Source organism: Pseudomonas sp. AN-1 (genome assembly GCF_034057115.1).
In the GTDB taxonomy this organism is placed as follows: Bacteria; Pseudomonadota; Gammaproteobacteria; order Pseudomonadales; family Pseudomonadaceae; genus Geopseudomonas.
Genome location: NZ_CP139195.1, coordinates 2,195,439 through 2,213,373, shown reverse-complemented (window position 1 = coordinate 2,213,373; position 17,935 = coordinate 2,195,439). Strand labels below are relative to the sequence as shown.

Here is a 17,935-nt window from a genome sequence, read left to right as displayed (position 1 = left end):
GGCGAGCTCCAGACTAGGAGCAGTGATCCAGTATGGATACGTCTATTTTCGGACAGTCCCCCCTCGCACGCGACCAGGTCCTGATGGCCTATGCAGCCGAGATGATCGCGCGCACCTCGCTAACCCAGGAGGACTTCGCCCAGGCCCTGAGCTGCGCTCTGCACAGGCTGATCCCTGCCAAGGCGGCAGCGAAGGATGTGCCGGATCTCGTTGCTCTGCATGGGCAGGGTGACACTGCGGCATTCCTGCGTGCTTCTGGGGCCTGGCTGCGTCGGGTGCGGCGCTGGCTGTCCGGCGAGATAGATCTGCCGTGCTGGCTGGAGGAGGCCTGGGTGCAGGCTCTCGCCAGCGAGTACCAGGAGCGCTGCATCAACGAGCTGGCCGGCCGCTACGGGCTGAGCGGAGCCCGCGCGCTGGACGCGGCGGCCTGCCCGGTCGGGGTGTTCGGGCAGTTGGTTGCGAGGCTGGGGCAGTCTGTGGAGCTGGGCAGCGAGATCCTGGCCGACGGGAAGATCGGCGCTGAGGATGCGCCGCTGCTGCCGGAGTTCATCGCGCGGCTGGCTTCGACCGAGGCGCGCTGCGGCGAGCTGCGGGCGAAGGCCGCGGCGGTGCTGGCCGAGCGCACGGCGGGGATTCAGGGCGCGGTCAGGGCGGTTTCGTCTGCAGCCCGTAGGGTTAGTGCCTGACGATGCGTGTGTCTCCTCCCGCCCATTCGCCAGAGGCCGGCGCCTATGCCGGCCTGCAGGCTCCGGCGTTCGCCGGGCCTGCGGCTGGGCGGCGTCCGCGTGCTCTGTCGGAGAAGCAGCGCGCCGGTGTGCTCGGCCTGGCTGCGGCGCGGGTGGCGGAGGAGGCGAAGGAGCGCGGCCGGCGGTGGCTGCGCCGGCTGGATACCATTCATGCGTCCGGCTGCCGGACGAAGCGGCAGCGCTGGGAGGCGCTGGCGGCGCTGGCCGAGCCGCTGCTGGCTCGCCTCGATCTGGCCACCCTGGCCCTGGGCTGGCTGGACAACAACGGGGCGTTCCGCCTCAACCGTCAGCGCGGCCTGGCGGATGACAGCGGGCTGAGCGAGTCGTGCGTGTCGCGCACGCTGTCGGCTCTGGAGGCGGCGCAGTACGTGCGGCGCAAGGTGCGGCGGATCTATCACAACGGCCAGCGCTGGATCACGCGGGTGACGATTCATCTGCGGCCGCGCTTCTTCATCGATCTGGGGCTGGGACATCAGCTGGCTGAGGAGCGCTCCAGGAAGAAGGCCCGCCGCGAGGTGCATCTGCGCGATGTGAAGGCCCGCCAGCAGCGCGAGGCCATCCAGGAGCTGGGCGATGCGGCGATGCGCAAGCAGTCGCACCGCAAGGCGCAGGCGGTGCGCCAGGCGAAGGTGGTGAAGATCGAGGAGGCGCGTGCGCTCGATCGCAATCGGCTGATGGCCGAGGCCTTCCACCAACTGGCTGTGGATAACCCTGAGTTGTCCCCAGCCGAGATCCGCGCCGAGCTCGAGCGGCGCTTCCCTCCCGCCTGACTCTCCCTCTCTTCAAGCCGCTCAGCGGCCTTCCGGCGTTGCTGGTGCCCCGTCTCGGGCGCTGGCAGGGGCTGTTGCGCCCGATTTTCCGTCTCTCTCTCGCCCTGGTGCGGCGCTGCGGCCGGCTCCGGCCGTCACCAGCGCGCCGCGGCCGCGCCCGCGTTATAGCGTTCTGCAATTTTTGATGTGTTGTGGTACCAGCCTACGGCTATAAAGCAGAGCCCTTACGGCCGTGCACTCTGCAGCGTAGGCGTCTGACCGCCCCCATGTCAGATGATGCCTGGCCACTTCGTGCCTGACGGCACGGGCCAGTGGGTCGAGGCCGCCTGCGAGCGAGTCGCCATCCTGAAGCCGGGCCCCTTCCAGTCGCTGCGCGCCGAGAGACACCGAGCCAGCGCAGCATCGTGCCCCGGCGCATCGCTCCTTCACGGGCCAGCCTGCGGCTACCTGCGCTGACGCGCAGGGGGCGAACTCAGCATGAAGCGTGGGATTCGGCCGAGTGCAAGGCGCGCACGCGCGCCCCGGGCCGCCGGCGCCGACAGGGCAGGGCGGGCGGACGGTGAACGGGCCGGGCATGGGCGCGCGGGGGCCCCGGAGAGCGCGCCGCGGAAAAGGGGTACCTGTGAGGGGATCCGAAGAATTTCGCGCCCCTGCGGCCGCCCCCGAGCCCCCAGCACTGGCGCGGCCGGCAGCCCGGTGAAGGGGTGAAGAAAAAGCCACAGGTTTAGCGCGGAGGCGTGGCGGGGGGACGATTGCGCGCGCCGGGTGCAGCTGGGGGTGGCCGGGCGTGGGCGGGCAGGGTGGCGGTCGGCTGGGCGGGCCGCGCGGGCGGGGGCGGTTGCCGGGTGGCGGCCGGCGTGCGGGCATGAAAAAGCCCGCCGAGTGGCGGGCTCCTGGTGCTGCTGGCCGACGTCAGCCGGTGGCGCCGGGCAGCTCGTACGGCTTGAAGCGGATCACCTCCTCACCGATCCACTCGTTGACCTGCAGCATGCGCGCCTGGATCGGCTCCAGCTCGTTGGCGGCGTAGACCAGCGCCGCGTCGCGGATCGAGCCGAAGCCGCCGGCGTTCTGCGGCACGATCCCCATCAGCTGCGGCGGGATGCGCAGGCCGGCGAGCATGTCGTCGCGGGTGATGTTCTTGATCCCGCTGAACTCATCCTTGGCCGCCACCTCGCTGATCGGGATCACCTGGATCCCGTCCTTCTTGCCGTTCGGGCTGTAGAGGAACAGGTTCTTGAAGTTGCCGACACCCTTCGACTCCTTCAGCGCCTTGCGGATGTCGGCGATGTCGTCCTGGTCCTGCGCCGGGTCGGAGATGTACATGATGAACCCGGCGTGCGAGCCGTTGAGGTAGTAGCGCCGGCGGAACAGGGTGGCCGACTCGTTGAGCAGCGCCGACTGCAGCGCCGCCATCCATTCCGGCAGTCCGTAGATCTCCTGGTCGATCGCCGCCTCGCGCAGGTGCAGCACCGTGCCCTGCTCGAACTCATGTTCCTGCTGCCAGCCCATCACCTGGAAGAACTGCCCCGGCTCGCGGCCGCGGCGCATGTACTTGGCCAGCGGCGGCTGCAGGCTCAGCGGTTGGCCGAGGCGATTGCGGCGTACCTCCAGGTAGGCGTTGCCGCACCACAGCCAGTCCAGGGCGAACTGCTCGAATGCCGCCCGCGAGAGCAGCCGGTGCGGAATGAAGGTCTTCGCCAGCATGTTGCGCTTGAACTTCAGCCCAGACTCCAGGTACGTGCTCGCCCGGGTCGAGCGGGCCAGGCCGTCCAGGTTGACCGGCGGCTCGTACCAGCGGCCGTTGAACCATGCCTCCAGGTAGTCGAGGATCTCGCTGCCATCGAGCACCGGCGTCGGGTCGCCAAAGGTGAATGCCTCCATGCTGCCGCCGGCACCATCCTTGGTCAGCAGCTCGCCCTCGATGGCCGGATTGACCGTCGCGGCGAGTTGTTGGCTTCGGCGGTTGCGTCTTTTGCTCATCAGAAGATCTCCATGACGCTGGTGTTCTGGGCGGTCTGGCCCTCCAGCGGTTCGTTGTGCAGGGCGTGCATCAGCGCCCAGGCCAAGTCGGCGTGGCCGGTCTCGTCGTTGCGCCCGGCTGTGTAGGTGAGCTGGCGGCCGGAGGCGGTGACCGTCTTGCGGATGGCCATCAGCGAGCTGGCCATGTCCGTCCAGCCGGCGTCGAACTCCAGGCGGCCCTTGTGGATCACGTCCCAGGCCTTCATCACCAGCCGACCCTTGACCTCGGACGAGTAGCTGAAGGTGGTCACGTTGGGGAAGAACTGGCGCACCAGCTGCGCCACGCCGCTGCCCATGCCGGTGGCGTCGATGCCGATGTATGTGACCCAGTAGCGCTGCGTCACCTGGCGGATGAACTCGGCCTGCGCCGCGAAGTCCATGCCGCGGAACTGGTGGCGCTCGAGGACGCGGAACTTGCCGCCCGGCACCAGCGGCGGCGCCACCACCACCAGGCCGGCGCTGTCGCCGGTCTCGGCCGGGTCGTAGCCGATCCACACCTGGCGATCGCCGAACGGCCGGGCCGCGAACGGCTTGTAGTCCTCGGCCCACTCGACCCAGCTGTCGACCATGCACGGCTGCAGCATCGCCAGCGGGAAGATCGAGGCCCCGTCGTCGACGAACTCGCACATCAGCAGGTTGGCGAACTGCTCGGCGTTGTACTCGAAGCGCAGCTCGTCCAGGTCGAACAGATCGCAGCCGCGCGCCTCGGCGTCCATGATCGTGACGATCTGCCGCCAGATCTTGTCCTCCTGGCACAGCCGACCGGGCCCCAGCGCGTCATGGCTCAGATCGATCTTCACGTGCTGCGCGGCCGGCTTGCCCTTGTTCACCCGCTCGCCGGTCCACCACTTGTAGGCCGGGTGGCCCTTCGAGCTCGGCGTGCTGAAGTAGGTCTTGCGCCACTTCTTGTGCAGCGCCATGCCCGAGGCGACCTTGTTCAGCTCGTCGAAGCCGTGGACCCAGAAGAACTCGTCGAAGTAGAAGTTGCCCGAGCGGCCCTGCGCTGTGCGGAAGTTGGTGCCCAGGAAGTGCAGCTCGGCGCCGTTCCACAGCACGATCGGGTCGCCGGTCAGCTGCACGCCCAGCACCTCCTGGACGAACGCCTGCATGTAGTTCTTGAACTGGTGCGCCTGCGCCTTGCTGGCCGACAGGAAGATCTGGTTGCGCCCGGTCAGGATCGCGTCGATCAGCGCTTCGCGGGCGAAGTAGAACGTGGCGCCGATCTGGCGCGACTTCAGCACCATCCGCGTCCGCTGGTTCATCGCCCGGTACCAGTCCAGCTGGTATTCGAAGCAGCTGTCGCGGAAGGCCTCCTCGAGCTTCTCGATCTCCTCCTCGCCGAACTCGTTGCGCTTGGGTGCCTTCTTCGGCCCCTCGTTGCGCTTGGCCAGGTTCGGGTTCAGCTCGGTCTCGGTGCCGCCGCCCTGGTAGCGCTGGATGCGCGCCTGCCGCTCCAGCTGGCGGTGCAGCAGGTCGATTTCCTTGAAGTCGCCGCCGGTCTTCTGGTCCTTGAGGATCAGCTGCACCAGCCGCGCCTCCAGGGCGCCGCCGATGCGCTCGACGTTGTCCGCCCGGTCCCACTCGTCGCGGGCCTTCCAGGTGTGGACGGTCTTTTCCTTCTCGCCGAGGTGCTCGGCGATCTCGGTCACACGCCAGCCCATCCAGTACAGGAATTTGGCCTGCCGGCGGTTGTCGCGCTGTGCGGGTAGTTCGGTGATGGCGTTCATGGCGCCGATGCTGCCCGCGCGCGCGCGGCGCTGCCGCTGCGGCGAGTTGTCGGGCAGGCGCCGACAACCCCGCGTCGTTGCCGCTGGTCGCCGGCCTGCCGACCATGCCCCTCACAGAACCGCCGCCCAGCGGCAGCCCAGAGGACCCCAGGCATGAAAAAGAAATTCCGCTCCCGCTGGTTCCGCGTCGCCGTCGAGGGCGCGACCACCGACGGCCGACAGATCGAACGCCAGTGGCTGCTCGACGCCGCCGAGACCTACGACCCGAAGACCTACGGCGCGCGCGTCTGGCTGGAGCACTTCCGCAGCCTCTACGCCGACGGCCCGTTCAAGGCCTACGGCGACGTGCTGGCCCTGAAGACCGAAGAGGTCGAGATCGCCGGCACCAAGAAGCTCGCCCTGTTTGCCCAGATCGAGCCGACCGACGAGCTGGTGGCCATGGTCAACAAGGCCAAGCAGAAGATCTTCACAAGCATCGAGATCAGCCCCAAGTTCGCCGACAGCGGCCGCGCTTACCTGTCCGGCCTGGCCGTCACCGACACCCCGGCCAGCCTCGGCACCGAGATGCTGACCTTCGCCGCCCAGAACCCGGACGCCTCGCCGCTCAAGGCCCGCAAGCAGCACGCGGACAACCTGTTCACCGCCGCCGAAGAGACCGCCCTGGAGTTCGATGAGGTCGACGACAAGCCCGGCATCGGCGCCGTGCTGCTCTCCAAGGTCCATGGCCTGCTCAAGCGCAACAAGGATCAGGCGGACACCGACTTCGCCAACGTCGCCCAAGCCGTCGAGGACATCGCCGAGCACGTCAAGGACCTGCCCGAGCAGTACGCCCAGTCCGAGCAGCGCGTGACCCAGCTGAGCAACCAGGTGCAGACCCTGCAGACCGAGCTGGCCGACCTCAAGACCAAGCTCGGCAACACCGCCGACCACCACCAACAGCAGCGCCCGCCGGTCACCGGCGGCGGCGATCGCATCAAGACCGACTGCTGATCACCAGGAGCACAGCATGCGCAACCAAACCCGCGAACTCTTCGACGCCTACCTGGCGCAGGTCGCCCTGCTCAACGGCGTGGCCTCGGCCGTCCGCACCTTCACCACCGCGCCGACCGTCGCCCAGCGTCTGGAAACCCGCATCCAGGAGTCCAGCGAATTCCTCGGCCGCATCAACATGATTGGTGTTCCCGAGCAGAGTGGGCAGAAGGTCGGCCTCGGCGTCTCCGGCCCGGTGGCCGGCACCACCAACACCGCCACCACCGACCGCGCGACCACCGACCTGACCGCGCTGGACGACCGCAGCTACACCTGCACCCAGACCAACTTCGACACCCACCTGACCTATGCGCAGCTGGATGCCTGGGCCAAGTTCACCGACTTCCAGGCGCGCATCCGCGACGCTATCGTCAAGCGCCAGGCCCTCGACCGCATCATGATCGGCTGGAACGGCGTCTCGCGCGCCACCACCTCCAACCCGAGCACCAACCCGTTGCGCCAGGACGTCAACATCGGCTGGCTGCAGAAGATGCGCACCGAGAACGCCGCCCGCGTCATCAAGGAAGTGGTCGCCGCCAGCAACAAGATCAACATCGGCGCTACCGGCGACTACAAGAACCTCGACGCCCTGGTCTTCGACATGGTCAACGACCTGCTGCAGCCCTGGTATCAGGACGACACCGAGCTGGTGGTCATCTGCGGCCGCACCCTGCTGTCGGACAAGTATTTCCCGATCATCAACAAGACCCAGGACCCATCCGAGCAACTGGCCGCCGACGTGGTGATGAGCCAGAAGCGCATCGGCGGCCTGCCGGCCGTGCGCGTGCCGTACTTCCCCGACGGCAAGCTGCTGATCACCCGCCTCGACAACCTGTCGCTGTACTGGCAGGAAGGCACCCGCCGCCGCACCGTCGTCGACAACGCCAAGCGCGACCGCATCGAGAACTACGAGTCGGTCAACGACGCCTACGTCATCGAAGACCTCGGCTGCGCCGCCATGGCCGAAAACATCACCCTGGTCTGAGGTCAGCCATGAGCAGCCCCTGCCGCCGCCATTTCGAACAGGTCACTGCCGCGCAAGCGGCGGCGACCGTCGACCCCGGCCAAACCATGGAAGGCGCCACCGCCTACGAGCTGCAGCTCGCCCAGCTCGCCCAGGACCGCGCGCGCCTCAAGCAGATCCAGAGTGCCCAGGGCAAGGCCGAGCTCAAGCGGCAACTGCTGCCGGCCTACCAGCCCTACGTCGACGGCGTGCTCGCTGCCGGCCGCGGCGCCCAGGACGAGGTGCTGACCACCATCATGGTCTGGCGCATCGACGCCGGCGACTACGCCGGCGCCCTGGAGATCGCCGCCTACGTGCTGCAGCACAACCTGATCATGCCGGATCGTTTCGCCCGCACGACCGGCTGCCTGATCGCCGAGGAAGTGGCCGAGGCCGCCCTCAAGGCGCTCAAGGCCGGCGAAACCTTCGACGTCGAGATCATCAGCCGTGCCGGCTCGCTGACCAAGGACCAGGACATGCCAGACGAGGCCCGCGCCAAGCTGCATCTGGCCTACGGCCGCGCGGTCATGGTCGGGCTCGATGAGCAGGATCCGGATGCGGCTGACTTGATGCGTGCGGCCATCAACCTCCGCCGCGCCATCGACCTGCACAGCAACTGCGGAGCCAAAAAGGACCTGGAGCGCGCCGAGCGCCTCCTCAAGAAACACGCCCCGGCCGATGCCGCACCCGCCCAGGAAGGGCAGGGCGAGCAGCAGGCCCAGGGCTGACCGAGCGTACCCCGCGACCCCGGCGGCCCGGGGCCGATCGCAGCGCTTGCCGCCCGCGTGACGCCCCGGCCACCGCCGACTCAAGGACAAGGCCATGAGCGGATTCTTCGCCGGCGGCACCACCGCCGCCCTCACCATCAGCAACGACGGCTGGTGGCCAGACATCGACGCCCACCACCTGGCCGGCAGCCTGCGCCTCGGCGACACAGTCAGCGAGGAGCGCCTCGAGGTCGCCACCATCAACGCCGTGCTCAGCGTCAACCGCGAGCTGGTGCGCTTCCGCGACAGTCAGATCCTCGCAGGCATCGCCAGCGCCGCCGACGTGCCGGGCGAGCAGGTCGCCGGCGAGACCCTGCTGATCCACCGCTACCGCCGGGCCGTCTACAGCACCGCCGGCGCCGAGCTGGCCGAGCGCTACCGCGGCCTCGATACCACCGGCACCGGGCAGAGCGCGGCCGACCAGCTCACCCCGGTCATCGATGAGTACCGCCGCGACGCCCGCTGGGCGATCAGCGACATCCTCGGCCTGACCCGTACCACGGTGGAGCTGATCTGATGGCCTCCACCGTCCACGCCGCCCAGGGCGACACCCTCGACGCCATCTGCTGGCGTCACTACGGGCGCACCGCCGGCGTGGTCGAGCAGGTCCTCGACGCCAACCCAGGGCTGGCCAGCCTGGGGCCGATCCTCCCTCACGGCACCGCAGTGCAACTACCCGACATCACCACTCAGCAGCAGCGCCAGACAGTGCAGCTATGGGACTGACACACAAGGACAGACGCATGGCAGACCACAACCTGCTCCAGGACGCCGCCATCGAGGCGGCCAAGTCCGCCCCGCCCGTGGCCGTCACCGGCGCGATGATCGCCGGCATGAGCATCAGCGACTGGGTGGCCATCCTCACCGGCCTCTACGTGCTGCTGCAGATCGCCATCCTGCTGCGCAAGGAGTGGCGCGATAAGCGCGCCCGCGCGACCGGGGAGGGCGAGCGATGAACGTCATCAACCGCACCCGCGATGGCGCCCTGGCTGGTGCCTTTGACCTGCTGCCCGAGCGCATGGCAGGCGCCCGCGCCGAGGCCATGCTGCTCGCCATCGGCCTGCAGGAATCGCTGCTGATCCACCGCCGCCAGCTAGGCGGCCCGGCCCGCGGCCTGCTGCAGTTCGAGACAGGCGGCGTGCGCGGCGTGCTCGAGCACCCGGCCAGCCGCCAGCTTGCCCGCGCGGTCTGCATCGACCGAGGCATCGTTCCGACCACAACCGCCGTCTACGCCGCCCTCGAGCACGACGACGTGCTGGCCATGGCCATAGGCCGCCTGCTGCTGTGGACCGACCCCAAGCCCCTGCCCGAGCTCGGCGACGGCAACGCCGCGTGGCAGCTCTACCTGCGCACCTGGCGCCCCGGTGCCGCCGAGCGCGATCACGACAACCTGCAGAAGAAATTCCACGGCAACTACGCCCGCGCCTGCGCGGCCGTCACGGAGAACGCCCCATGAAACAGCTGATCCTCCAGTACCTCCGCCAGCCCAGCACCTGGCGCGGCCTCGCCCTGATCCTCGCCGCCGCCGGCATCACCATCGACCCGGCCCTGCTCGAGCAGATCGGCGTCGGCGTGGTCGGCGCCATCGGCCTGATCGAAACCCTGCGCAACGAGCGCAAGGCATGAACATGCAGAATGTGGCAGGGGGGGGCTACGCGATCCACGTAGGCGACTGCCTGGAGTCCATGCGCGCGCTGCCCGACAGCTCGGTCGACAGCATCGTCACCGACCCGCCCTACGGCCTTTCGTTCATGGGCAAGAAGTGGGATTGCGACGTGCCGAGCGTTGAGGTGTGGGCCGAGTGCCTGCGCGTGCTCAAGCCAGGCGGCCACCTGCTGGCCTTCGCCGGCACCCGCACGCAGCACCGCATGGCCTGTCGCATCGAGGACGCCGGCTTCGAGATCCGCGACATGATCGCCTGGGCCTACGGATCTGGCTTCCCCAAGTCGCGCGATGCGTCAGAGGCAATGGCCCGCCATCTGGCAGGCGAGGCGCCCGTGACTTGCGAGCGCGGCGTCCGCGCCGGCGTCTACGAAGTCACCGCGTTTTTGCGCGCAGCCCGCGACCGCGCGCAATGGACCAACCGCAGGATCGACGAGCTGTTCGCCACCAATGGCATGGCCGGGCACTGGACAACGGCAGGGTCGCAGCCGGCCGTTCCGAGCGTCAGGCAATGGGCCGTCCTTAAGGACGCGCTCGGTTTCGGCGATGACCTCGACACCCTGATTGCCGAACTGGCAGCGACCGAGCGCCCGGATGGCTGGGGACAAGGCGACAGCGAGCGCGCCGGGCGATTCCTGGAAACGCTCCGCACCGGCCGCGAGCAGCGCAATGCCGTTGGCTGGGGCACTGCCTTGAAGCCCGCGCTTGAACCGATCACCGTGGCCCGCAAGCCCATGCATGGCACGGTCGCTGCAAACGTCACCAGGTACGGCACCGGCGCGCTGAATATCGACGGGTGCCGCATCGGCTTTGCCGGCGATGCTGACATGGCAGCAGCAGCAGCAGCAGCACAGCGCCTGGTGCGCGACCAAAACGCCGGCCGCAACGCCTTCGGGCAGTTCAACAATGGCGAGGCAAGTCTTGCTCCATACCTGGAAAAGATGAACCAAGGCCGCTGGCCAGCCAACCTGGTCCACGACGGCAGCGCAGAAGTCGCCGAGCAGTTTGGCGATGCAGCGCGCTTCTTCTACTGCGCCAAGGCCAGCAAGAAAGACCGCGGCGAAGGCAACAGCCACCCCACCGTCAAGCCGACCGACCTGATGCGCTACCTGTGCCGGCTGGTCACGCCGCCCGGCGGCCTGGTGCTCGATCCGTTCACCGGCAGCGGCTCGACCGGCAAGGCCGCCATGCTCGAAGGCTTCCGCTTCATCGGCTGCGAACTGCTGCCGGAGTACGCCGAGATCGCCCTTAACCGCATCCAGCGGGCCGCCGCCCAGCGTGCCGAGGCAACCCGATGATCAAGCCCACCGCCCTGCGCGACCACCTGCTCGCCGCGGTTCCCGGCCTGCGCCGCAACCGCGACCAGCTCAGCGTGTTCGTCGACCAGGGCAACATCCGCTGCACCGCGGCCCACGGCCTGTCGTTCGAGTACGGCTACACCGTCGAGCTGCTGCTCACCAACTATCCTGGCAGCGCCGATGCCGTGGCCATCCCGCTGCTCGCCTGGCTGCGCGAGCACCAGTGCGAGCTGCTTGAGAACCTGGAGCGTGGCAAGGACGCCATCCAGTTCCAGGTCGAGATCCTCAACAACGATTTGATCGACATGTCGATCCGCCTGCCGCTCACCGAGCGGGTCATCGTCAAGCCGGCCGCCGACGGTAGCGGGCGGCTCGATGCCAGCCACCCGGCCGAGCCGCAGCTCACCGAGCAGTTGCCCGCCGGCCCCTGGCAGCTCTACGCCGGCGACGAGCTGATCGCCGAGTGGACCAGCGCCGCGCCGACCGGCAGCGAGATCGAAACCCCGTTCCCACCGGCGCCGACCTGCCATGGCTGCAAGTGACCTCTCCGCCCTGGAGGACTGGGCCGGCGCCCTGCTGGCCAAGCTCAACGCCACCGAGCGGCGCAAGCTCAACCAGGACATCGCCCGCGAGCTGCGCAAGGGCCAGCAGCAGCGCATCGCCGAGCAGCGCAACCCCGACGGCAGCGCCTACGCCCCGCGCAAGCCGCGCAAGAACCTGCGCGGCAAGCAGGGCCACCTCAAGCGTCGCAAGATGTTCATGAAGCTGCGCCAGGCCAAGCACCTCAAGCTGCAGAGCACGGCCGACAGCATCGCCATCGGCTTCGGCGGCCGCTCGGCGCAGCTGGCCCGCGTCCACCAGTACGGCCTGCGCGACCGACCGGCGCGCGGCATGGCCGACGTCCAGTACGACCGTCGCGAGCTGCTCGGCCTCAGCGCAGACGACCTCGACCTGATCCGCGACCGCCTCATCGAGCACCTCACCGACTGACCTCGCGTTGTCGGCAGCCCGCCGACAACCCGCGCCCGATGCGAGCCCCGCGCGCGCGCGGCAGCATCCACGGCATGACCGACATCGCCGACATCCTCCGCCGCCTCGAAAACCTGATCCGCCTCGGCACCATCGCCGCCGTGGAGGGCAAGCGCTGCCGCGTGCAGACCGGCGGCCTGGAAACTGAATGGCTGCCATGGTTCGCCCTGCGCGCCGGCGAAGACCGCGACTGGGACCCGCCCAGCGAGGGCGAGCAGTGCATGCTGTTCAGCCCGTCCGGCGAGCCCGCCCTCGGCGTCGCCCTGGTCGGCCTCTACAGCGACCAGTTCGACGCCCCCGACGACAACCCCAACCGCCGCCGCCGCACATACCGCGATGGCGCCGTGGTCGAGTACGACACCGAGACCCACACCCTGCGTGCCATCCTGCCGGCAGCAGGCCGCGTCGAGATCGTTGCCCCCGGCGGATTCGCCCTGACCGGCGACGTGGCCATCGACGGCACTGTCACCGTCAGCCGGGACGTGGTGGCCAGCGGCATCAGCCTGCTCGAGCACGTGCATGGCGGCGTCATGCCGGGCGGTGGCACCACCGGAGGCCCGCAATGACCATCTCGCGCACCACCGGCCGCGCCATCGGCGAGCGCGAGCACATCCGCCAATCGATCGCCGACATCCTCACCACCCCGATCGGCAGCCGAGTGATGCGCCGCGAGTACGGCAGCCTGCTGCCCGAGCTGATCGACCAGCCGCTCAACGGCGCCACCATCGTCCGCCTGTACGCCGCCACCGCCGCCGCGCTGCTGCGCTGGGAACGTCGCGTGCGCCTGTCGCGCGTGCAGCTGCAGCTCGGCGGCGCGCCCGGCAGCGCCACCCTCGACCTCGAGGGCAGCTTCGTCGACAGCAACGAGCCGCTCGCCCTGAGCGTGCCCCTGCGCCTGGGAGCCAGCGCATGACCACCGCCATCGACCTCAGCCAACTGCCGGCGCCGCAGGTCATCGAGACCATCGACTACGAGACCATCCTCGTCGAGCGCCGCGCCTACCTGGTGTCGCTGTGGCCGGAGGAGCAGCGCGCCGAGATCGCCGCGCGCCTCGAGCTGGAGTCCGACCCGCTGCACAAGATCCTCCAGGAGAGCGCCTACCGCGAGCTGGTGCTCCGCCAGCGTATCAACGACAGCGCCCGGTCGCTGCTGCTGGCCCACGCCACCGGCGCCGACCTGGACAACCTCGGCGCCAATCCGCCTTACCGCGTCGCCCGCCGGGTGATCGACCCGGGCGACAGCAGCGCCGTGCCGCCGCGCGCCCGCGTGCTCGAGCCGGACAGCGAGTACCGCCGGCGCATCGCCCTGGCCCCCGAGGGCTACACCACCGCCGGCAGCCAGATGTCCTACCTGTTCCACGCCCTGGGCGCCGACCCCGACGTGCTCGACGCCAGCCCGGTCAGCCCGCTGCCCGGCGTGGTCACCGTCTACGTGCTGTCGCGCACCGGCGACGGCACCGCCGACGAGGCCCTGCTCGCCGCCGTCACCGCCGCGCTCAACGCCGAGCACGTCCGGCCGATGACCGACCAGGTCAACGTCCAGTCGGCCAGCATCGTCAGCTACAGCATCGAGGCCGAGCTGGTCATCTACCCAGGCCCCGACGCCAGCGTCGTGCTCGCTGCCGCCCAGGCCGCGGCCGAGGCCTACTCCGCCGAGCAGCACGCCATGCGCCGCGACGTCACCCTGTCCGGCATCTACGCCGCCCTGCACCAGCCCGGCGTCATGCGCGTCGACCTCGTCCAGCCGACCGCCAACCTGGTGATCGGCGACGGCGAGGCCAGCCACTGCACTGCCATCGCCCTGACCATCGCGGGGGCCACCGATGTCTGACCTGCTGCCGCCCAACGCCACCCACATCGAGCGCATCGCCGCCCAGGTCGGTGCCAAGGCCACCGACCTCCCGGTGATCCTGCGCACCCTGTGGGATCCCGAGGAGTGCCCGCTCGAGCTGCTCCCCTGGCTCGCCTGGGCATGGTCGGCTGATGAGTGGTCGACCGAGTGGACCGAGCGCCAGATGCGCGACAGCGTCAAGGCCAGCATCGACGTACAGGCCATCAAGGGCACCATCGGCGCCGTACGCACCGCCGTCGGCGCCCTCGGCTACCCGGTGCGCGTCCAGGAATGGCACGCCCAGACCCCGCCCGGCGATCCCTACACCTTCCGCCTGCTGCTCGACGTCGACCAGGAGCTGCTCACCCAGGCCAGCCTGCAGCGCATCCTCGCCGTGGTCGGCGCAACCAAGAACCTGCGCTCGCACCTGGAGACCGCGCTGCTCACCGTCACCAGCGTCGCCGCGCCCAGCGTGGCCGTGGTGACCGGCATTGGCCTCGACCTCGGTTTGACCTACAGCGCCCCGGCCTACGCCGACGGCAGGCCGGCGCTCGACCTGCTGACCGACGCCGCCGAGCACGGCGAGGCATCGACCGTCGACGCCATCGACGACCTGCACCGCCTGCTGCACAGCACCATGACCCCGAGCTACTGGTGATCCCATGACCGCATCCCTCAACAGTCGCGTAGCCCAGTTCGAGGCCGACGTCACCCTCACCCACCAGCTGGTGCACGCCGCCGAAGGATCGGTGCAGACCGACTCCGGGCCGCTGCGCACCTTCGCCCAGCTGCAGGCCGACATCGAGGCCGAGCTCAACGCCGAAGTCGTCATGACCTCCGCCGTACAGAGCAAACTGGACGCCGAGCAGGCCGCTGCCAGCGCCGCAGCTGACGCCGTCACCGCCGAGGCCGCGCGCGATGCCGCGCTGCTGTCTGTCGGCGTGTATCCGGACATCGCCGCTGGCCAGGCCGCGACGACAGCGGGCCAGTATTTCAGCGTGCCATCGCCGGACAGCGCGGAGCACCTGATCCTCTACCGCCGCAGCGCTGTCGGCGCGGATGAAGTCAAGCGCTACCCCAGCGCAGCCGCCTTGGCCGCCGCCCAGGCAACGGCCAGCTCCGTGCAGTTGGCAATGGTCTCCATGGCGGCCTCGATGGTCAGCACCCAGGCCGAAGTAGTCGAGATGCGCAACGACCTGGACGCCGCCATCGGCGCCGGGCTGTAAGGAGCAGGCCATGACCCATCCGACCTGCAACGTGCGCTGCGCGATCCGCGATCAGGCCGGCAATCCGGCGGCCGGCGCGGAGATCACCGCCATCCTCAACCGCGCCGAGGTGCACGACGGCTACCTGATCCCGGCCCGCGTCAGTGCGGTGGCCGATGCCGCAGGCATTGCCGTGCTCGCGCTGTGGCCCAACGTGCTGGGCGCGACCGCGTCCGCCTACCAGGTGCTGATCAAGCATCCGGGCGGCGCCGTGCTGCGCACCACCGCTGTGGTGCCCGACCTCGAGCACGCCGACCTGCACCTGATCGCAGAGCTGCCGCCGCATCCGGGCCGCCTCGACGGCCAGCTGCTGATCGACTCGGCCATCAGCGCCTCGCAAGAAACCCTGCAGCAGATCCAGCAGACCCAGGCCGAGGTCGCCGAGGCCATGGCGGGTGCCGATGCGGCGATCCAGCAGATGACCGGCCACGCCGCCACCGCTGAGGCCGCCGCCGAGGCCGCCCAGGCCGCAGCCGCCGAGGCAGCAGGCGCGCAGGCTGCTGCCACCGCTGAGGCCGCTGCTGCTGCGCAGTCGGCGATTGCCGCCGCGGCCAGCGAGAACGATGCAGGTACCAGTGCCGCCGAGGCCGCCGACTCGGCCAGCGCCTCAGGCCAGTCCGCCACCGCCGCGAGCGCCTCTGCCAGCGCTGCCGCCGCCAGCCAGGCCGCCGCCGCGGATAGCGCCACGGTCGCAGCAGGATCTGCCGCCTCCGCCAGTGCCTCGGCTGCCGCTGCCGATCTGGCTGTCACCGAGACGCAAAGCGCCCTGACTCGCATTGCCGCGGATCTGATCCGCACCCAGACCCTCGTAACCGAACACCACGCTTTCAGCTGAGGAAGCCCGCATGACCCTCGAAACAGAAGTCGCCAACCTGGTCGCCGCCACCACCGACCTGACCGCCGCAGTCAACGTCAAGAAGGCTGCCTTGGACGCTTCCGTCTCAGCCTCCGCGGCCAGCCAAGCTGCCGCGGCAGGCTCCGCCAGCGCGGCACAGGACAAGGCCATCGAAGCCGGCAGCAAGGCCACCGCCTCGGCGGCCAGCGCCACGGCCGCCGCCGCCAGCGCAGCCGCCGCGCAGACCCACGCCAACAACGCCGCCGCCGTGGTCACCGGCGGTACCGCCGCCCTGGCCCCGGCCGGCGGCAAGATCCCGCTGGCCGACGCCACCGGCAAGATCGACCTGCAGTGGCTCGGTCAGGACGCCGCCGCACGCATCAGCATGATCGCCCAGCAGATCAACCACATCGGCACCCCTGGCGCCGTCGGCTTCGGCGTCGGCATCTGCCCGACGCTGACCGCCGGCTTCACTGCCCTGGCCGGCACCTACGCCCTGGGCTCCGACGAGTACGGCAACTACCGCTACCAGGACGGCAGCATCATGGTCTGGGTGCCGGCGTTCTACTACCGCATCGGTCATGCCGACGCGCCGAACTACGCTCGCGACGGCGTCAACGCGGTGGAGATCAAGCCCATCCAGGCCTTCGCGGATCGCGCCGCAGCTGCCGCCGCCGGCTTCGCCCTGCACCGCGCCTTCATCGACGGTGGCGAGATCGTCCCGGGCTTCATGTACGACAAGTACCGCTGCAGCAACAACGGCGGCATCGCCAGCTCGGTCAAGAACGCCGCCCCGCTGTCCAGCGCTGCGGCGCACAACCCGTTCAGCGGCCTCAACGGCGCGCCGTCGAACACCTACGGCGGCGCCTTCGTCGCTGCCAAGACCCGTGGCGGCCAGTTCTTCCCGGCCTCGCGCTTCATGCGCGCGGCCCTGGCCCTGCTCGCCCTGGCACACGGCCAGGCGGCCAACACCTCCGCCAGCTGCGCCTGGTTCGATGCGGCGCGCGTGACCAACTTCCCCAAGGGCAACAACAACAACGCCTTCAAGGACGCCAACGACACCAGCGTCACCTACACCCACGACGGCTACGTCAGCGGCAACAGCGGCCTGACTGGCTCCGGCGTGCCGTTCGCCAAGACCACCCACAACGGCCAGGCCTGCGGCATCGCCGACCTCAACGGCAACATGTACACCATCGAGCCGGGCCTCACCTGCGTCGCCACCAGCAAGAGCATCACCGCCGCCACCCAGGCCAACCCGGTCGCCCTGACCATCGCCGGCCATGGCCTGATCACCGGCGCCGTGGTGATGATCACCGGCGTGGTCGGCATGACCCAGCTCAACGACCGACTGTTCACTGCCACCGTGGTCGATGCCAACACCCTTACCCTGGATGGCGTGGACGGCACCGCGTTCACCGCCTACACCTCCGGCGGCAGCCTGACCAGCGGCCAGTTCTACATCGCCAAGGAAGCCACCAAGTTCAAGAACTTCACCGGCGGCGCCACCCTGGCCACCGACCACTTTGGCGCCACCGGCGTGGCGGCGATGATGGAGCCGTTCGCCTTCCCGTTCCGGACCGACTACCCGAACAACGGCGTCGCGCAGAAACTCGGCAACGCCGCCAACCAGGTGCTCGCCCCGGCCACTTCCGGCGCCGGCTGGCAGCTCGCCGGCCTGGGCCTGCCGAAGGCCATGGGAGCCTCGACCGCTGGAAGCTCGATGTTCGGCCAGGACTACTTCTACCAGTACATCCGCAATGAGCTCTGTCCGATCTCTGGCATGCACTGGGACCGCGGGGCGAATGCTGGCCCCTGGGCCGTCTACTTGAACGGCCACCGCTCGAACTCGGACGGCTACGCGGGGTTCTGTGCCGCCTCGTATCCTGTGCGGCCGAGTGGTAACGAGGCATAACCATGGGGCTGCATAGCATGTCGACGCTCGATAGCCGCCC

At 69.4% G+C, this 17,935-nt stretch carries 22 protein-coding genes; 20 read left to right on the top strand and 2 right to left on the bottom strand.

All coding sequences use genetic code 11. The annotated features are described in order from the left end of the window. Positions 1-83 precede the first annotated feature (83 nt). Together SK095_RS10320 and SK095_RS10315 are read left to right on the top strand one after the other, a co-directional pair. Positions 84-686, top strand: a complete 603-nt coding sequence (locus tag SK095_RS10320; RefSeq protein ID WP_320548797.1) for a hypothetical protein — start codon at positions 84-86, stop codon at positions 684-686. Positions 687-814: 128 nt separating this feature from the next. Continuing rightward, positions 815-1,516 (top strand): hypothetical protein, encoded by a 702-nt coding sequence (locus SK095_RS10315; protein ID WP_320548796.1) that lies wholly within the window; start codon positions 815-817, stop codon positions 1,514-1,516. Between the two features lie 912 nt (positions 1,517-2,428). Here SK095_RS10315 and SK095_RS10310 read toward each other — a convergent pair. Together SK095_RS10310 and SK095_RS10305 are read right to left on the bottom strand one after the other, a co-directional pair. Beyond that, the gene (locus SK095_RS10310; RefSeq protein WP_320548795.1) at positions 2,429-3,496 is read right to left on the bottom strand and encodes a phage portal protein; all 1,068 of its coding nucleotides are present in this window, start codon (positions 3,494-3,496) and stop codon (positions 2,429-2,431) included. After that, positions 3,496-5,262, bottom strand: a complete 1,767-nt coding sequence (locus tag SK095_RS10305) for a terminase ATPase subunit family protein (protein ID WP_320548794.1) — start codon at positions 5,260-5,262, stop codon at positions 3,496-3,498. Before SK095_RS10305 ends, SK095_RS10310 begins: the two co-directional genes overlap by 1 nt. 153 nt (positions 5,263-5,415) lie before the next feature. Here SK095_RS10305 and SK095_RS10300 point away from each other — a divergent pair, with 153 nt between their 5' ends. The 18 genes from SK095_RS10300 to SK095_RS10215 all read left to right on the top strand — a co-directional run bounded on the left by SK095_RS10300 (position 5,416) and on the right by SK095_RS10215 (position 17,895). Beyond that, positions 5,416-6,252: a GPO family capsid scaffolding protein gene (locus SK095_RS10300; protein ID WP_320548793.1), complete on the top strand. Its 837-nt coding sequence runs from the start codon at positions 5,416-5,418 to the stop codon at positions 6,250-6,252. A 16-nt stretch (positions 6,253-6,268) separates the two neighbouring features. Beyond that, positions 6,269-7,276, top strand: coding sequence for a phage major capsid protein, P2 family (locus SK095_RS10295; RefSeq protein ID WP_320548792.1), 1,008 nt, complete (start codon positions 6,269-6,271; stop codon positions 7,274-7,276). Positions 7,277-7,284: 8 nt separating this feature from the next. Further along, positions 7,285-8,022 carry a phage terminase small subunit gene (gene gpM / locus SK095_RS10290; protein ID WP_320548791.1) on the top strand — a complete coding sequence of 246 codons (738 nt, stop codon included), beginning with the start codon at positions 7,285-7,287 and terminating at the stop codon, positions 8,020-8,022. Positions 8,023-8,116: 94 nt separating this feature from the next. Then, positions 8,117-8,578 (top strand): head completion/stabilization protein, encoded by a 462-nt coding sequence (locus SK095_RS10285; protein ID WP_320548790.1) that lies wholly within the window; start codon positions 8,117-8,119, stop codon positions 8,576-8,578. After that, on the top strand, positions 8,578-8,787 hold the full coding sequence (locus SK095_RS10280; protein ID WP_320548789.1) for a tail protein X: 210 nt from the start codon (positions 8,578-8,580) through the stop codon (positions 8,785-8,787). Before SK095_RS10285 ends, SK095_RS10280 begins: the two co-directional genes overlap by 1 nt. A 17-nt stretch (positions 8,788-8,804) precedes the next feature. Continuing rightward, entirely contained in the window at positions 8,805-9,017 is a 213-nt protein-coding gene (locus SK095_RS10275; protein ID WP_320548788.1) for a hypothetical protein, read from the top strand. Beyond that, a complete protein-coding gene (locus SK095_RS10270) occupies positions 9,014-9,517 on the top strand; it encodes a hypothetical protein (protein WP_320548787.1) in 504 nt (167 codons plus the stop codon). The genes SK095_RS10275 and SK095_RS10270 overlap by 4 nt, the downstream gene beginning before the upstream one ends. Then, on the top strand, positions 9,514-9,687 hold the full coding sequence (locus SK095_RS10265; protein ID WP_320548786.1) for a hypothetical protein: 174 nt from the start codon (positions 9,514-9,516) through the stop codon (positions 9,685-9,687). Before SK095_RS10270 ends, SK095_RS10265 begins: the two co-directional genes overlap by 4 nt. Beyond that, positions 9,684-11,021 (top strand): DNA-methyltransferase, encoded by a 1,338-nt coding sequence (locus tag SK095_RS10260; RefSeq protein ID WP_320548785.1) that lies wholly within the window; start codon positions 9,684-9,686, stop codon positions 11,019-11,021. Before SK095_RS10265 ends, SK095_RS10260 begins: the two co-directional genes overlap by 4 nt. Continuing rightward, positions 11,018-11,563, top strand: a complete 546-nt coding sequence (locus SK095_RS10255; RefSeq protein WP_320548784.1) for a phage tail protein — start codon at positions 11,018-11,020, stop codon at positions 11,561-11,563. The genes SK095_RS10260 and SK095_RS10255 overlap by 4 nt, the downstream gene beginning before the upstream one ends. Next, positions 11,550-12,011: a phage virion morphogenesis protein gene (locus SK095_RS10250; RefSeq protein ID WP_320548783.1), complete on the top strand. Its 462-nt coding sequence runs from the start codon at positions 11,550-11,552 to the stop codon at positions 12,009-12,011. Before SK095_RS10255 ends, SK095_RS10250 begins: the two co-directional genes overlap by 14 nt. A 74-nt stretch (positions 12,012-12,085) precedes the next feature. Next, positions 12,086-12,616 (top strand): phage baseplate assembly protein V, encoded by a 531-nt coding sequence (locus tag SK095_RS10245; RefSeq protein WP_320548782.1) that lies wholly within the window; start codon positions 12,086-12,088, stop codon positions 12,614-12,616. After that, positions 12,613-12,963 (top strand): GPW/gp25 family protein, encoded by a 351-nt coding sequence (locus SK095_RS10240; RefSeq protein ID WP_414153875.1) that lies wholly within the window; start codon positions 12,613-12,615, stop codon positions 12,961-12,963. Before SK095_RS10245 ends, SK095_RS10240 begins: the two co-directional genes overlap by 4 nt. Then, entirely contained in the window at positions 12,960-13,880 is a 921-nt protein-coding gene (locus SK095_RS10235; RefSeq protein ID WP_320548781.1) for a baseplate J/gp47 family protein, read from the top strand. Before SK095_RS10240 ends, SK095_RS10235 begins: the two co-directional genes overlap by 4 nt. Continuing rightward, complete coding sequence (locus tag SK095_RS10230) at positions 13,873-14,538, top strand: phage tail protein I (protein WP_320548780.1); 666 nt, start codon at positions 13,873-13,875, stop codon at positions 14,536-14,538. Before SK095_RS10235 ends, SK095_RS10230 begins: the two co-directional genes overlap by 8 nt. Before the next feature lie 4 nt (positions 14,539-14,542). Next, entirely contained in the window at positions 14,543-15,106 is a 564-nt protein-coding gene (locus tag SK095_RS10225; protein WP_320548779.1) for a hypothetical protein, read from the top strand. 10 nt (positions 15,107-15,116) lie between these two features. After that, the gene (locus SK095_RS10220; protein WP_320548778.1) at positions 15,117-15,980 is read left to right on the top strand and encodes a hypothetical protein; all 864 of its coding nucleotides are present in this window, start codon (positions 15,117-15,119) and stop codon (positions 15,978-15,980) included. A 10-nt stretch (positions 15,981-15,990) separates the two neighbouring features. After that, positions 15,991-17,895, top strand: coding sequence for a ubiquitin-activating E1 FCCH domain-containing protein (locus tag SK095_RS10215; RefSeq protein ID WP_320548777.1), 1,905 nt, complete (start codon positions 15,991-15,993; stop codon positions 17,893-17,895). Positions 17,896-17,935: the final 40 nt, after the last annotated feature.

Excerpts from the sequence above, each read along its gene's own strand:
- SK095_RS10270 (WP_320548787.1), top strand. The coding sequence starts at position 9,014 with ATGAACGTCATCAACCGCACCCGCGATGGCGCCCTGGCTGGTGCCTTT.
- SK095_RS10305 (WP_320548794.1), bottom strand. The coding sequence starts at position 5,262 with ATGAACGCCATCACCGAACTACCCGCACAGCGCGACAACCGCCGGCAG.
- SK095_RS10225 (WP_320548779.1), top strand. The coding sequence starts at position 14,543 with ATGACCGCATCCCTCAACAGTCGCGTAGCCCAGTTCGAGGCCGACGTC.
- SK095_RS10250 (WP_320548783.1), top strand. The coding sequence starts at position 11,550 with ATGGCTGCAAGTGACCTCTCCGCCCTGGAGGACTGGGCCGGCGCCCTG.
- SK095_RS10300 (WP_320548793.1), top strand. The coding sequence starts at position 5,416 with ATGAAAAAGAAATTCCGCTCCCGCTGGTTCCGCGTCGCCGTCGAGGGC.
- SK095_RS10240 (WP_414153875.1), top strand. The coding sequence starts at position 12,613 with ATGACCATCTCGCGCACCACCGGCCGCGCCATCGGCGAGCGCGAGCAC.
- SK095_RS10285 (WP_320548790.1), top strand. The coding sequence starts at position 8,117 with ATGAGCGGATTCTTCGCCGGCGGCACCACCGCCGCCCTCACCATCAGC.
- SK095_RS10235 (WP_320548781.1), top strand. The coding sequence starts at position 12,960 with ATGACCACCGCCATCGACCTCAGCCAACTGCCGGCGCCGCAGGTCATC.
- SK095_RS10265 (WP_320548786.1), top strand. The coding sequence starts at position 9,514 with ATGAAACAGCTGATCCTCCAGTACCTCCGCCAGCCCAGCACCTGGCGC.
- SK095_RS10275 (WP_320548788.1), top strand. The coding sequence starts at position 8,805 with ATGGCAGACCACAACCTGCTCCAGGACGCCGCCATCGAGGCGGCCAAG.
- SK095_RS10255 (WP_320548784.1), top strand. The coding sequence starts at position 11,018 with ATGATCAAGCCCACCGCCCTGCGCGACCACCTGCTCGCCGCGGTTCCC.
- SK095_RS10320 (WP_320548797.1), top strand. The coding sequence starts at position 84 with ATGGCCTATGCAGCCGAGATGATCGCGCGCACCTCGCTAACCCAGGAG.
- SK095_RS10260 (WP_320548785.1), top strand. The coding sequence starts at position 9,684 with ATGAACATGCAGAATGTGGCAGGGGGGGGCTACGCGATCCACGTAGGC.
- gpM (WP_320548791.1), top strand. The coding sequence starts at position 7,285 with ATGAGCAGCCCCTGCCGCCGCCATTTCGAACAGGTCACTGCCGCGCAA.
- SK095_RS10280 (WP_320548789.1), top strand. The coding sequence starts at position 8,578 with ATGGCCTCCACCGTCCACGCCGCCCAGGGCGACACCCTCGACGCCATC.
- SK095_RS10230 (WP_320548780.1), top strand. The coding sequence starts at position 13,873 with ATGTCTGACCTGCTGCCGCCCAACGCCACCCACATCGAGCGCATCGCC.
- SK095_RS10310 (WP_320548795.1), bottom strand. The coding sequence starts at position 3,496 with ATGAGCAAAAGACGCAACCGCCGAAGCCAACAACTCGCCGCGACGGTC.
- SK095_RS10295 (WP_320548792.1), top strand. The coding sequence starts at position 6,269 with ATGCGCAACCAAACCCGCGAACTCTTCGACGCCTACCTGGCGCAGGTC.
- SK095_RS10220 (WP_320548778.1), top strand. The coding sequence starts at position 15,117 with ATGACCCATCCGACCTGCAACGTGCGCTGCGCGATCCGCGATCAGGCC.
- SK095_RS10215 (WP_320548777.1), top strand. The coding sequence starts at position 15,991 with ATGACCCTCGAAACAGAAGTCGCCAACCTGGTCGCCGCCACCACCGAC.
- SK095_RS10245 (WP_320548782.1), top strand. The coding sequence starts at position 12,086 with ATGACCGACATCGCCGACATCCTCCGCCGCCTCGAAAACCTGATCCGC.